The organism is Alteromonas macleodii ATCC 27126 (assembly GCF_000172635.2).
Lineage (GTDB): Bacteria > Pseudomonadota > Gammaproteobacteria > Enterobacterales > Alteromonadaceae > Alteromonas > Alteromonas macleodii.
Window position 1 is genome coordinate 4,145,916 of sequence record NC_018632.1, and the last position, 13,409, is coordinate 4,159,324.

13 protein-coding genes are annotated in these 13,409 nt (G+C 45.3%); 7 read left to right on the forward strand and 6 right to left on the reverse strand.

Features of this window, described 5'->3' with window-relative positions; genetic code table 11:
• Window positions 1-82: 82 nt before the first annotated feature.
• The 4 genes from MASE_RS17680 to efpL all read left to right on the forward strand — a co-directional run bounded on the left by MASE_RS17680 (window position 83) and on the right by efpL (window position 4,678).
• Window positions 83-1,024 (forward strand): transporter substrate-binding domain-containing protein, encoded by a 942-nt coding sequence (locus MASE_RS17680; RefSeq protein ID WP_232300891.1) that lies wholly within the window; start codon window positions 83-85, stop codon window positions 1,022-1,024.
• Between the two features lie 274 nt (window positions 1,025-1,298).
• On the forward strand, window positions 1,299-2,315 hold the full coding sequence (locus MASE_RS17685; protein ID WP_041693872.1) for a ligase-associated DNA damage response exonuclease: 1,017 nt from the start codon (window positions 1,299-1,301) through the stop codon (window positions 2,313-2,315).
• On the forward strand, window positions 2,315-4,000 hold the full coding sequence (locus MASE_RS17690) for a cisplatin damage response ATP-dependent DNA ligase (RefSeq protein ID WP_014951070.1): 1,686 nt from the start codon (window positions 2,315-2,317) through the stop codon (window positions 3,998-4,000). Before MASE_RS17685 ends, MASE_RS17690 begins: the two co-directional genes overlap by 1 nt.
• 102 nt (window positions 4,001-4,102) lie before the next feature.
• Entirely contained in the window at window positions 4,103-4,678 is a 576-nt protein-coding gene (gene efpL / locus MASE_RS17695; protein WP_014951071.1) for an elongation factor P-like protein EfpL, read from the forward strand.
• Between the two features lie 101 nt (window positions 4,679-4,779).
• Here the strand turns inward: efpL and MASE_RS17700 are convergent, their stop codons facing one another.
• Window positions 4,780-5,748 carry a carbohydrate kinase family protein gene (locus tag MASE_RS17700; RefSeq protein WP_014951072.1) on the reverse strand — a complete coding sequence of 323 codons (969 nt, stop codon included), beginning with the start codon at window positions 5,746-5,748 and terminating at the stop codon, window positions 4,780-4,782.
• 285 nt (window positions 5,749-6,033) lie between these two features.
• Here MASE_RS17700 and MASE_RS17705 point away from each other — a divergent pair, with 285 nt between their 5' ends.
• Both MASE_RS17705 and MASE_RS17710 read left to right on the forward strand, forming a co-directional pair.
• A complete protein-coding gene (locus MASE_RS17705; protein WP_014951073.1) occupies window positions 6,034-7,206 on the forward strand; it encodes an ROK family transcriptional regulator in 1,173 nt (390 codons plus the stop codon).
• Between the two features lie 48 nt (window positions 7,207-7,254).
• Complete coding sequence (locus MASE_RS17710; RefSeq protein WP_232362781.1) at window positions 7,255-8,160, forward strand: homocysteine S-methyltransferase family protein; 906 nt, start codon at window positions 7,255-7,257, stop codon at window positions 8,158-8,160.
• Between the two features lie 16 nt (window positions 8,161-8,176).
• Here MASE_RS17710 and MASE_RS17715 read toward each other — a convergent pair whose 3' ends face one another.
• Complete coding sequence (locus MASE_RS17715; RefSeq protein WP_014951075.1) at window positions 8,177-8,782, reverse strand: hypothetical protein; 606 nt, start codon at window positions 8,780-8,782, stop codon at window positions 8,177-8,179.
• A gap of 259 nt (window positions 8,783-9,041) precedes the next feature.
• Here MASE_RS17715 and MASE_RS17720 point away from each other — a divergent pair, with 259 nt between their 5' ends.
• Window positions 9,042-9,944, forward strand: coding sequence for a LysR family transcriptional regulator (locus tag MASE_RS17720; protein ID WP_014951076.1), 903 nt, complete (start codon window positions 9,042-9,044; stop codon window positions 9,942-9,944).
• Here MASE_RS17720 and MASE_RS17725 read toward each other — a convergent pair.
• From MASE_RS17725 to MASE_RS17740, 4 genes are all read right to left on the reverse strand, one after another.
• Entirely contained in the window at window positions 9,934-10,593 is a 660-nt protein-coding gene (locus tag MASE_RS17725; RefSeq protein WP_014951077.1) for a glutathione S-transferase family protein, read from the reverse strand. The two genes, MASE_RS17720 and MASE_RS17725, sit on opposite strands and share 11 nt — an antisense overlap.
• Window positions 10,593-11,201 (reverse strand): glutathione S-transferase family protein, encoded by a 609-nt coding sequence (locus MASE_RS17730; RefSeq protein ID WP_014951078.1) that lies wholly within the window; start codon window positions 11,199-11,201, stop codon window positions 10,593-10,595. The genes MASE_RS17725 and MASE_RS17730 overlap by 1 nt, the downstream gene beginning before the upstream one ends.
• 189 nt (window positions 11,202-11,390) lie before the next feature.
• Window positions 11,391-12,389: a lipase secretion chaperone gene (locus tag MASE_RS17735; RefSeq protein WP_014951079.1), complete on the reverse strand. Its 999-nt coding sequence runs from the start codon at window positions 12,387-12,389 to the stop codon at window positions 11,391-11,393.
• On the reverse strand, window positions 12,389-13,378 hold the full coding sequence (locus MASE_RS17740) for an esterase/lipase family protein (protein WP_014951080.1): 990 nt from the start codon (window positions 13,376-13,378) through the stop codon (window positions 12,389-12,391). Before MASE_RS17740 ends, MASE_RS17735 begins: the two co-directional genes overlap by 1 nt.
• Window positions 13,379-13,409 lie beyond the last annotated feature (31 nt).

Below are 13,409 nucleotides of genomic sequence, written 5' to 3' on the forward strand. Positions count from 1 at the left end.
ATAAGTAGGCCTGCTAAGCTTTACTCAATGTTAAAGGTTAGCAGGCCCAATGGCTTTTCCTTAGCCATTGAGGTAAATAGGCATGATACAAAATCGACGTCGAGTAGGACTATTTTCAATAGTAGCGGTGATGATAATTTGGCACCTTTTCTGTCAACAAGCTTTTGGAAGTGTGTTGGACAGTGCGCAAACATCACAGCTCGCCCCTAGCAGTTACGAAGTTAAGATAGTCGAAAGTAGTGAGCTCGACTATGCCTCTCATGCCTATTACTCTGCATTGCTTAAATTAGCGCTCAGCAAAACAGAAAATCCTATTAAACCAACATATCTCGTAGAGAGTAGCGGTAACTTGGTTCAAGAACGCGTTCTGCGCCAACTAAACCAAGAAGGGGGAATTGACGTTTTTTGGACAGTGACGTCAAAACTACGTGAACAGCAAGCCATTCCGGTGCGGGTTCCTCTATTGAACGGAATCATGGGCTATCGCGTCTCTTTGATCCGCCAAAATACTTTACGTGAGTTTAACAATGTTCGTAGCGCGCCTGACCTAAAGCGGTTTGTTGCAGGTCAAGGTCACGACTGGCCCGATTTTCAGATTCTAGAGCACAACGGATTTACTACGTTAGGAACCAGTAATTACGACATTATCATTGAGCTTTTAAAGGCTGGTAGAATTGATTACTTTCCACGTGCGGCTCATGAGGCGGTGGTAGAGGCGAAATCACTAAACGACCCAGACATTATCATAGAGCCTTCAGTTTTATTGTATTACCCGTCTTACATGTTCTTCTTCGTTTCACAATCGAAACCTGAATTAGCGCAGCGCATAGAACGGGGATTAAATATTGCTCGACAAGACGGAAGCTTCGCCGCGTTATTTGAAAAATACATTAGTTTTAAAGATATTGAAAAAGCGCTGAAGCTTTCAGAGAGAACCGTAATTAAACTTAATAATCCACACCTCTCCGAAGCGACGCTAAAGGCAACAGCATCAGAAGCCCAACAACTTGAGGTTGTACAATAGGTAGCTCGAATAGCACGTTATAAGACTACAGCATCCTTATCAGTGTTACTTCTCATCAAGGAAAGTACTCCATTGATTCAACCGCACATGTAAAGTGAGAGACTTTTAAAGTGCCTCTTCTGAAGCTGTATCCAAGTCCATATCTACTGAGACAAACAAAGTGCTTAAGCGCTTTACAGTTCGCAAAAATCCTCAACGAACGAATATCAAATGGTCGATTTTAGGTACTCACTACGTAGTAAGAGCATTGTTTATTTCGTGGAAATTATGCGTAGTGCATCCATCAACGTGGCTAAAAGCTGACGACACTGGCCTGTATTGCGAGCCAGGCCAGTTTTATATCGACCCTATGAATGAAGTGTCAACCGCACTTGTTACTCACGGCCACGCCGACCATGCGCGCGCCGGCCACCACAGTGTCTATGCCAGCGCAGAGACGCTAGCTATTATGAAAACCCGCTATGGCGATGATATGGCCTCACAACACCACGCTGTTACGCTGGGTGAGTCAGTAACATTTAATGATGTTAAGGTAACCTTTTTCCCCGCCGGACACATCTTAGGCTCTACTCAAATTCTTATCGAATATGCAGGTTATCGCGTTGTAGTTTCCGGCGACTACAAACGTCGCCACGATCCTACCTGCCCGCCGTTTGAAGTTGTCCCTTGCGATGTATTGATTACCGAGGCCACTTTTGGCCTTCCTGTATTTAAACATCCACCTATAGAGCACGAAATAGATAAGCTCCTTCACTCATTACGTGTTTTTCCCGAACGATGCCACCTTGTTGGTGCGTATGCCCTAGGGAAATGCCAGAGGGTTATTTTAGCGCTACGTGAAGCGGGGTACGAAAAGCCCATCTACTTACATGGTGCGCAGCTAAAGCTATGCGATTTATATGAACAGCTTGGAATAAGTCTAGGCGCTTTAATTCCTGTATCCGACGTCGCAGATAAAAAAGCACTGGCAGGTGAGATTGTATTAGCGCCCCCCTCGGCATTGGCCGACAGGTGGTCGAGAAGCTTACCCAATGTGCGCCCTGTTATGGCGTCTGGCTGGATGCAAATTCGCGCCCGTGCGAAGCAAAGAAATGCCGAACTACCGCTTATTATTTCCGATCACTGCGATTGGCCAGAATTATTACAAACCATTGAAGAAGTGAATCCCAAAGAAGTATGGGTGACCCACGGTAGAGAGGACGCGTTAATGTATCAAGCTGAAAAAATGGGGTTCAAAGCTAGGGCATTATCGCTTGTCGGCTACGATGAAGAAGAGCAAGGAGGCGACTAATGAAAGCATTTAGTAATTTGCTTGAGCAACTTTATTACACGTCGGGAAACAAAGCCAAAGCGCAACTCATTGCTGATTACATTGCCAACACACCTGACCCTGATCGTGGCTGGGCTATAGCCGCTATGGCCGGTACGTTGCGATTCGATTTTTTTAAACGTAACACTGTGAAAAAGCTCATTACCGAACACACTGACTCTGCGCTTTTTGCAATGAGCTACGATTATGTGGGAGAGGTTAGCGAAACCGTGGCGCATTTATGGCCTTACAGTGAACCTACGGATAATCTTCCAAGTCTTACTGAAGTCGTAGAAACCTTTGCGTCTGTGAGTAAACAGAAGGTGTCGGAAACGCTAGCCAACTACCTGACGATAATGACCCCTGCACAGCGCTGGGCTTTATTGAAACTTGGCACCCGCGGATTGCGCATAGGCGTGTCGGCTCGCTCCATTAAACAAATACTGGCCGATTATGGCAATAAAGATATCAAAGAAATTGAAACGCTGTGGCACGCGGTTACACCACCCTACACCGACATGCTTGCTTGGCTAGAAGGCAAAGCTGACAAACCTGACATTGAAAATGCAGTTACTTTCCACCCCGTGATGCTCTCCCACCCTATTGAGGACAGCGATATTGATGCTTTTACGGAAAACACGTGGCAAATTGAAAACAAGTACGACGGTATTCGCGTTCAGCTTGCTGTTAAATCGGAGCCTATTGCCAGTAAATGCGCCACAAGAAAAGACCAGAACGATAACAAAAAAGGGCAAACAATAGATGAAGAGACGCCGGATAAGGCGCTTTTCTCACGCACAGGAGATGACATTAGCCATTCTTTTCCCGACCTACTTGAAACGGTAAAAGGAAATATGGTGTTAGACGGCGAACTACTGGTTATTCATAACGTAAAAGGCGACGCTTATGACGCTATGGCTTCACAGCCGAATGTCGACACATTCAATGCACTTCAGCAACGCCTCAACAAGAAAAAGCCAAGTAAAGCACTGCAAGCGTCTTCACCTGTTGGACTTATTGTCTACGATGCCTTGGTGCTAGATGGCAAAGATTTAACTGAGAAAACGTTGAAGGAACGTCGCCAGGCGCTCCACGAATGGTTTAACCATAACAAAAGCGAGCGCTTGTTTTTATCGGAAACCCTTTCTGCGAGCTCTCCTAAAAGCCTTCGTGAACTTCACGCTCACGTTTGTCAAAATCGCGCGGTGGAAGGGTTGATGATAAAGCGCTTAGATAGCAAGTACATCCCCGGCCGTCCCAAAGGGCAATGGTTCAAGTGGAAGCGCGACCCGCTGGTGGTTGATGCGGTAATGATGTACGCGCAGCGAGGGCACGGGAAACGATCGAGCTTCTATTCCGATTACACGTTCGGTGCATGGGAAGACGACCAGCTTCTGCCAATAGGAAAAGCATATTCTGGATTTACCGACGAAGAACTTAAGAAGCTAGACAACTGGGTACGGCGCAATGCAGTTGGACGCTTTGGCCCTGTGCGGGAGGTAAAGAAAGATCTGGTGTTAGAAGTGGCTTTCGACGCGGTTCATCCTTCCTCAAGACATAAATCGGGGGTAGCGCTGCGCTTCCCTCGCATTCACCGTATTCGTTGGGATAAACCCGCCGTCGAAGCTGACACGCTAACCAACGTTAAAGCGTTAATCGAAAACTAACCACGTAAAAATACTTCCTAAGTAAGAAAAAATCGCTGAAAATGAAGTTTTACAGATGACCTCGGGCGGATTGCCTGAAGAGAACAAAAATAGGAAATCGCCATGCCTAAGGCTAGTGAAATCAAAAAGAATAACACCGTGGTATTTGACGGTAAGACCTGCATAGTTAGAGACATAGAACGTTCTGTACCCCAAGGTCGTGCAGGTGGCAGCATTTATCGCATGCGTATGTATGACGTAGTCACAGGTGCGAAGTACGACGAAACATTTAAAGACTCAGACACATTAGATATGGCTGATTTAATTCGTCGTCCGGCAATGTTTTCTTATGTTGATGGTGACGAATACATTTTCATGGATAAGGAAGACTACACGCCTTATCACTTGAACAAAGAAAGTATTGAAAATGAGGCGCTATTCATTAATGAAGACACCGACGGTATTCAGGTGGTTATTGTAAGTGAAGTGCCAGTAGCGTTAGATTTGCCAATGAGCGTAGAGCTTGAAGTTGTTGAGACAGACCCATCTATTAAAGGCGCCTCTGCTACGTCTCGAACCAAGCCTGCAACGCTTTCAACCGGACTGGTTGTACAGGTGCCTGAATACATCAGCACTGGCGAATGGATTAAGGTGAACACCGAGGAACGCAAGTTCCAAAGTAGAGCGGATAAGCACTAAGCAACCAATACATCAGCTGACGCCACCTTTGCCGGTGCGCAGCGATTGAAGAAAAAAGGGTTCATTTTGAACCCTTTTGTTTATCTTAAGATAATCGATACTTATTTAGCGATATTAGCCTGCGTTGGTAATGCGCTAAATGCACCATACTGCGTTACCGTGTAAGCACCACAGCGGATAGCAAATTCCGTAGCTTCGCTTACATTCTCGAAGTTCTCCGCCCACGCGTCGAAGTCATCAGCGCTTTTCACTTTTGTAGATAGGAAATATAAGAAGCCACCAATAAAAGAGTCACCCGCTGCCGTCGTGTCTTTTACATCCATTTTAGGTGACGCTAACGTGCCGCTGAAGGACTTGGTAATATAGTGAATGGGCTCACCACCATCGGTGACTAGCACCACTTTAACGCCACTATCTAACCACTGCTGAACCTTTGTATCAGCATTTTCTTCGCCATATAGCTCTGCGAGTTCTTCTCGGCTAGCCTTTAAAACAGACACTTTCTTTGCAGCTTCATCTATACGTGACGGCGCATTCGCTGTGTCATCCCAAAACGCTGGGCGATAGTTAATATCCAAACAAACCATCATGCCGTTTTCCTTCGCCTTGTTCAGAATAAACTCGGTACCAGGAATAAGTTCAGGGCCTGAAATAGAACCTGAGCAAAAATGAAGCACTGTATTTTTATCACAATCTATCGTCGACAAATCTTGCTCTGAAATGTGTTTATGCGCGGCATTATCAACATAAAAATCAAAAGAGCGTTCGCCGTCTGCATCCAAGTTTACAAATGCCAGAGCCGTATTACCTTCTTGTGTAGTCCACACGAAGTCAGTGTTTACTTTGTAATGCTCTAGCATTTCTTTAAGAAACGCGCCAAAAGTATCGTCACCTACCTTCGAGACCATCGCACTCTCACCACCTAGCTGAGCTACAGCGACTGCCACATTAGCAGGTGCACCACCCGCGTAGGGCTGGAAAGGTTTCATTGCTGGTATGTTGCCATCTTTGGGCGCAGCACCTTGGCTTAACATATCAATTAGCACTTCACCTAAACATAAAATCTTCATACCAGCCTCACTTAACAGAATTTAAAAATTGCAGCTTACCTACGCACAGGTCGCGCAAGGTTAACGAATCGTTAATTAATTGGGGCATAGTATTGTCGAAAGAATCAATTAAATCAACCTAATTGATTTAACCTTTTGCGCAAAAATCAATGGGTGTGATAGGGTTGACCTAGTACTGTCGAATAAAGTTATGTCTGAACAAGTACCTACACCATTTCTTAAATTTGATACACGGCTAGGTTGTTATTACACTCTAGCTTCTTAAAACGATAGATTGTAAATACATTGAATACTGAATCGGCCTTTCACCTGCCATCACAAAAAGCACCTACATTGCTTGATAGCCGCTCAGCGAATGAACGGGATATCCTTACCCTAATTCGCCAACGTTCTTCATTGCCTAAAGCTGAAATAGCACAGTTAACGGGGCTGTCTGCACAATCAGCGACAGTGATCATTAAAAAACTAGAGGCTGACGGCCTGGTAAGGCGACTAAAGCCAATCAAAGGCGGAGTAGGCCAGCCCAAGGTGCCGTTTGGTCTCAATGAAAACGGCGCGTTTGGTATAGGGCTGAAAGTAGGTCGACGAAGTTTCGATATGACGTTACTCGACTTGAAAGGCAATGTAAGAGCAACACTTCACGAGAAGTTTGCCTACCCGACCGTAAGCAATCTGCTTACCTTTGCAAAACGTGCTTTCAATGTACTCATTAAAAATTTGGATACCGACCAACAGCGCCTAATCCGAGGTTTAGGCGTTGCTATGCCCTTCGAAATTTGGAGTTGGGCAGAAGAAGCCGGAGCCCCAAAAAATGAATTGGAAGAGTGGAGAGAGTTTAATCCACAGGCGGCGTTGGAAGATTTATTATCACTGCCTGTTTTTATAAAAAATGATGCTGGAGCAGCGTGCAGCGCAGAGATGTCTTTCGGTAATTCCCAAAACTACAATAGTTTTCTTTACATCTTTGTTGGCACATTCTTAGGCGGTGGCCTGGTACTCAATAACCAGTTAGTTAATGGAAAAACAGGCAACGCTGGGGCCATTGGCTCTTTACCCTTTTACAATGGCAGTACACAAAGCCAGCTAATAACCCAGTCTTCCCTTTATTTACTGGAAAGAAAGCTAAACGACGCTGGGCACAACGGTCAGCATATTTATGAATCGCCATCCCACTGGTCTTGTGACACGCGCTCAATAGAAGACTGGTTAAGCGAAACCGCCAGAGGATTGGCCTTTGCGACTCAATGTGCAATGAGCTTGTTAGACCTAGACGGCGTAATCATAGATGGCGCAATTCCTGATGATGTCAAAAACGCATTGGTCGCGCATACGCAAAGCGCGATGGAGACGCTTGATATGCGTGGCCTTGCTCAGGTACACATAAGCGAAGGTCTTGTAGGCAGAAAAGCGCAATCCATTGGAAGTGCAAACCTAGCCCTTCAGGCAAATTATTACTAATCATCTAACATCTCAAAAGGTTTGGCTTTGGGCAGCATGAAAGAAGGAATGCATGACATTTTAATTTTAGATGGCGGCATGGGGCGAGAGCTGAAAAAGACAGGTGCGCCCTTTAAGCAGCCAGAGTGGTCAGCACTGGCACTAATGCAAACACCTGAATTAGTAAGTGATGTGCACAAACGTTTTCTTGAAGCTGGTGCCTGCGTTATTACCACTAACGCCTATGCGCTTGTACCTTTTCATATTGGGGAAAATACATTTAGGGAGCAGGCTTTTACTCTCGCTCAGAATGCGGCCGAACTCGCTCGAGGCGCAGTAAACGCACTAAAGAGCGATGGTGACAATAAGCGATTTGTCGCGGGTAGCGTTCCTCCGGCTTTTGGTTCTTACCGCCCAGATTTATTTGATGCAACCCGTGTAGCCGACATTCTCACACCGCTTATTAAAGCGCAGGAGCCCTATGTTGATGTTTGGTTGATTGAAACTGCAAGTTCGGTAGAAGAAGCTGAAGCCGTGGTATCACTTATAAAACAGTACTCTTCACTGCCTTTATGGCTGTCATTCTCCGTGAGTAATCGAGAAACATCTAACGAGCCTGTGACATTGCGCTCTGGTGAGCCGCTAAGTGAGATAGCGCCAATATTGAGCGAAGTACAAAGCGTACTTTTCAATTGCTCGCAGCCGGAAGAGATGGAAGACGCTATTTCAATAACGCGAAGTTTAGATACTTCGATTAATATTGGCGCTTATGCAAATAGCTTTTCTGAGAGAAAACGTACACACGCGGCCAACGCGCTACTTTCCGAAATACGTGACGATATAACCCCCGCCCGCTATGTTGAATACGTTAAGACTTGGGTAGCTGCTGGCGCAACTATCATCGGGGGCTGCTGTGGTATCGGCCCTGAACATATTAAAGCCATTAGCGACGTTTTTGGTCAAGAAAAGTACTAAATAGACGTGGCTAACTTTACAGCGCAAAGTCCTGTGTTTCGAAATACAATAATGAGTATAAGTCGCATACTGCAAACGCCGCATTGAGCTGTTCCACACTAGGCACATGCGTTTCCGTTGGTTTTATCGCTGGTTCGCTACATCCTTTTACGAGTATTAACGCATCATAAGAAGGGCGTGTACCAATACTATGAACGTACAGTTGACTATCGCCAAGCTCAATGATTGACCATGAATTAGCGCTCGGATCATTAGGGGCATCTACATCGACGTGTTGCCGTTTATACTGTTTTGACACTCGGCGTTTAAACAGCAACTCAACGAATGTCAGTTTCGATTCACTTAGCCACTGATTACCGCCTCGTTCAAAGTGCCCCTTAAAGAATTCCGCAGGAATAGAAAATTGCTCTCCATTAATGAGCTTATTTAAATCAAAAATAGCCGGCAACAATGTAACCATGCTGCTCTGAGAAAAAGCGCCAGCGTGATCCAGATCTAAAGACTCAAGAACTAGCGCTTTATATGAACTGTCTATCTTGTAGATAAGTTGATAATCGTGTGGCGAGTAGTATAGCGGCAGATGACTAGCGTAGAGATCGGTACCATCGGAAAACACTACCATTCCGTGAGATCCAACTTTATCGTGATTAGCGTGTGTCGTGGCAACTGGCGCTAACTCGCGGCCGACGACATTCGCACTGGAGGCGGGTGTATTAATGAAAGTCGCGAATATATATAAAGCAGTGAGATAGAAATATTTCATAAGGCGGCAAGTATGTTTGAAAGGCTACTGTGGCAATACTGACATTCAATTTACATACAGTTAAGCTACAATTAAGATTCAATTAATTCCCAATTGGAAGCAATTTAGCGATGCACTCATGGATATTGAAGACTTAAGAAAATTTATTGTTGTTGCGCAATATGAGAACTTGAACAAGGCGTCCCAGCATTTATCAGTGACCACGGGCGCGTTGTCTAAAGTAGTAAAGCGCATAGAGCATAAATTGGAGGTGCAAGTATTTGACCGAGTAGGTAAACATATTCGACTCAACCAACGGGGTAACAAATTTCTGCTTTATGCCACTCATCTTGTGCACGAAGCCGATCAAGCGCTCAGTGAGTTTAGAGGAAGTACTGCGGTATACAACGTTACTGTTGCTGGCCCATCGCTATTGCTTCAATACTACTTACCTACGTTGCTTTCCAAGCCCTCTTTTGTACAAACTCACTTTCACGTAAATGTTAATGCTTGTTGGGAAGGTAAAGCGCTGGATAGTGTGTCAAAAGGGGGAAGCGATCTCGCTATTGCCACCTCTTTTGCGATGGAAGAACGAGAGAAAGACCCTTCTCTTCATCATATATCGTTAGGTTCGTCTATATATGTGGTCGCAGCAGCGACAAACCATGCTGCGGTAACCGAAGCAAACAACGGCGCATTAACAAGTCAAAGTTTGTACGGTTACGCATTCGCCTGCCCTGATGTTTCGCCCTTTTGTGGAATAAAACGCGGCATCGGTTCTGATGGATGGAGAGACGACAAAGTGCCCCGCTCAATTCGCTATCGATGTAATGATTTTGGCACGCTGATATCCATTGTTCGACAAGGACTGGCCTTGGCCTACGTGCCTGACTTCATAGCAAAAAGCCATAACCTTACTAGCGTCGATGTATTAGGTTATGACTTTTATCATACGGAGCACTTCGAACTTGTTTACAAACCTAGCATGGCATCGGGATGGCTCAACCGGTTTGTCGACTCAGTTAAAAGCGCTATTTCGTAACAACATTTTTAGCCCCTTTGATCAGTGCTTCTCTGTCAATTTTATTAGGGACTTCCACTCCACGCCGTGCGGCTGGCCTCGCTTCAATACTGTTTTTCCAACGGGTTAAGTTGTCTAACCCTTCTATGCTTACACCAGACCATTCATAGGTACGCACCCAACACCAGTTCGCCATGTCAGCAATACTGTAGTCGTCGACCAAATACTCTCGATTTTCTAGCCTCCCATCAAGCACAGTAAATAGGCGGCGTACTTCGTTCTGATAACGTGCTATCGCCACTGGAATTTTTTCTTCTAGGTAGCGGTGGAACACATTAGCTTGGCCCATCATTGGGCCTATGCCTCCCATCTGAAACATGACCCACTGTAAAACCTGGCTTTTTCGCTTTGCGTCGGAGGGTAAAAACATACCGCTTTTTTCTGCGAGATAAATCATGATAGCGCCAGACTCAAACACGATGTGACCGTCGGCTTCTCTATCCACAATTACAGGAATGCGGCCATTGGGGTTCATTGCCAAAAATTCAGGAGTTTTCTGCTCTCCCTTCATCAGGTTTACGGCATGGGCGGTGTATTCAAGCCCCATTTCTTCAAGCGCTACCGACGCTTTCCAACCGTTCGGTGTGGCTGCGGTGTATAAATCTATCATTAGGCTTTTGCACTCTCTCTGTTACTTACCGCCTCATACCAGCGCGCCAGATTGACATGCTCGTCAGTCATACGAATTTTTACCACACGGGCGAAATCCATAGCGCATAACGCGGTTATATCAGCAATAGAAAAGGTGTCACCAGCAATAAACTCTTTAACACCAAGTCGACGCTCTAAAATGTTCAAATATTTCGACGCATTGATACCCGCTTCCTTACCAAATTCAGGAACTGGCGTCATACGATCTTTAAAGTAGCCTGTAGTATGTTGAAAACACATACCAATTTGCATCATAAACGCGAACTCTACTTGTCGTTGCCACATAGAAATAGTCGCTTTTTCAACGGGCGTTGTTCCCATTAGCGGTGGCTCTGGCTGCAGTGCTTCAAAATACGTACAAATGGCATCGGTTTCGGCAATACAGGTGCCGTCATCAAGCTCTAAAATAGGTATCTTTCCCAGCGGGTTCTTCGCGCGCATTTCCGCAGTTAGATTTTCACCCTTTTGAATGTCGACCTGAACGTAGTCAACGTCAATGCCCTTCTCAGCCAAAAACATTCGTACTCGACGTGGGTTGGGCGCAGTCTTCGTTTCGTAGATTTTCATAATGATGATTACGTGCCTTATGGTGATTAGTCAGGAATTGTAATAACCCAAGATTAGTAACTGTGCAGTACGCTTTCAAATCACTCTGTATATGACTCATACTATTCAGCGCCTTTATGGTTATACCTCTCTATTTTTCGCAGATAATTAACCAGTTGCAGGTCTTGAACCAGCTCTATCTAGATGCTGCTACAGCGCTGTGAGTACTTTAAGACGCTTTATTTCATTGTCAGTAAAATGGGCAGATTGATACTCTTGCAGTGCTTTTTCTATTGCGTTTGAATCAAGAGATTGCTGAACCAAGTTATCGCGGAATGTTTTGTATTCGGCAATTCTGTTTTGCCACTGAGCTTGTTGTGCCCATGTTTTGGAAAAGCGTTCTGCAACTTCGCTACCAAATTCAGCCGCCACTGCGTTATAGCGATCGTTAATAGTGCTGTGGTTGTTTTTTATTTCGTTTATTCGATGCATATTAAGCGTGGGCTGGAAGGCTTCACGTTCGGCGGAGTTTCCCGCTTTAATTGACTCGACGATAAGGGCCTTTCTTTCGTCTCTGGACAAGGTGTTTTCTTGGGCAACACTTAAACGTGCTAGCGCCGCCTCATCTACCTGCGCTTCTTGACTAAACAGATAGTGGTATTCAGTATTATTAAAGTAAGTTCGCCTAATTTCCTCTCGCTCATCTAGCTTAAACGACACATCCTGCAAGCTGTGACTGGCAAGGTCGACGTCCAATTCAACCAAAGACAGCGCTACTTTGTAATCGACATACCGGGCAAATAAGTCGATTGCGTCACCTTGCGTGCTGAGTGTGAATACTTCATGAGCATGGGTTGTGTAGGCAAGTTTCACTGCTTGCGGCACTTCTGAGGTGCGTGCAAATACGAAGCGATCGAAAGCGTCTTTGGTCGAGTAATTGAGTTCAAAGGGAATGAGATCAGCTGCAATATCAGTGTCACTATCCCGATGACTACCTACATCAGTTACTTGATGTACTGCACCGCCTCCTTCTAACTCATATTCTCCGGCTTTCGCTTGTTCACCTAAGGATGAGCGTTGACTGAAAATTTCTGAATTAGAAATTTGGGATTCAGACGCTAACTGGTTGTAAAGAATAGCACCGAATACTAAGAGGGCGAGCAGCCCTCCTAGTATTGGAAAAACACGGCGTAATTGACGCTTCTCCACTACAGTCCTAAGCCTTTCAGTCGGTTAGCCTGACGAACAAACACGTCAACTGGGTCGGTTTCAAACCAGTGCGTTATGCCAAAGCTCTGGTTGACTTCATCAAGGTGGTTCATTTTATAGTTGTCTTTAAGTACTTTGCCTAAATGAGAACTACAGGTCGATACTAGCCCATCGTTTGGCTCTTTGAATGCGGTGCCAGTAATAGCTAAGAATGGATCAACTACATCAAGTGCATTGGTGTAAGTTCTGCCTCCGCTCCACGAGAAATAGTACACGCCATTTTCAGCCAACATTTTTCCATCGTTGCGGCAGTAGGCAGTAGGCATCCCTTCTGGATATTTTTGATTGAAAGCAACAGAGCCAGACGTAGACAATGAATTAAGCGCAGCGATTGAATCTGTAGGTTTGTCTCGCGGATCTGACCCAGAGGCAATCTCGATGATATTGGCGAACGCATTAACTACAACGCCCGCAGCACCCTCGCCCACTGAACCTTCAGAAAAAGCGTCTCGTAGTTCATCTGCCACTTTGCTTCCCCAGTTTACGCCGGCAACTGAACTTACCGAAGCAACCTTATCTGGGGCAACGCTTGCGGCGTAACGTGCCGTTGGACCACCGTGACTGTGTCCAATTAAATTCACTTTGTCAGCTCCTGATAGCGCCAGAACTTCATCAATGTAATCGAGTAACTGTTCACCGCGGACTTCGGTCGAGTTTGCTGGTGAGACCTCTGCGATATAGACAACAGCGCCGTTTCGGCTAAGTTTGTGCGGTACCTTATAGAAATAATCAACAAATAAGATATCTTCGAACCCAAACAGACCGTGAACTAACACAATAGGGTGCTTGGTTTTTGCGTAGGTGCCAGCGTAGGCTTGGCCAGACAAGCCTAATGTCATACTGAACAAAGCTAATATCACGGCGAATTTACCGAGCCATGTTTTTGTAGAGCGTATTCTTATAGAGCGAAAGTGGTTATATAGTGTCATCGAGTGTGTCCCATAATTATGGTTATATGTG

Bases quoted from the DNA above. Each gene is read 5' to 3' on its own strand.
- MASE_RS17725 (WP_014951077.1), bottom strand. From the start codon at position 10,593: ATGATAGATTTATACACCGCAGCCACACCGAACGGTTGGAAAGCGTCG.
- MASE_RS17710 (WP_232362781.1), top strand. From the start codon at position 7,255: ATGCATGACATTTTAATTTTAGATGGCGGCATGGGGCGAGAGCTGAAA.
- MASE_RS17690 (WP_014951070.1), top strand. From the start codon at position 2,315: ATGAAAGCATTTAGTAATTTGCTTGAGCAACTTTATTACACGTCGGGA.
- MASE_RS17730 (WP_014951078.1), bottom strand. From the start codon at position 11,201: ATGAAAATCTACGAAACGAAGACTGCGCCCAACCCACGTCGAGTACGA.
- MASE_RS17715 (WP_014951075.1), bottom strand. From the start codon at position 8,782: ATGGTAGTGTTTTCCGATGGTACCGATCTCTACGCTAGTCATCTGCCG.
- MASE_RS17680 (WP_232300891.1), top strand. From the start codon at position 83: ATGATACAAAATCGACGTCGAGTAGGACTATTTTCAATAGTAGCGGTG.
- MASE_RS17740 (WP_014951080.1), bottom strand. From the start codon at position 13,378: ATGACACTATATAACCACTTTCGCTCTATAAGAATACGCTCTACAAAA.
- efpL (WP_014951071.1), top strand. From the start codon at position 4,103: ATGCCTAAGGCTAGTGAAATCAAAAAGAATAACACCGTGGTATTTGAC.
- MASE_RS17700 (WP_014951072.1), bottom strand. From the start codon at position 5,748: ATGAAGATTTTATGTTTAGGTGAAGTGCTAATTGATATGTTAAGCCAA.
- MASE_RS17720 (WP_014951076.1), top strand. From the start codon at position 9,042: ATGGATATTGAAGACTTAAGAAAATTTATTGTTGTTGCGCAATATGAG.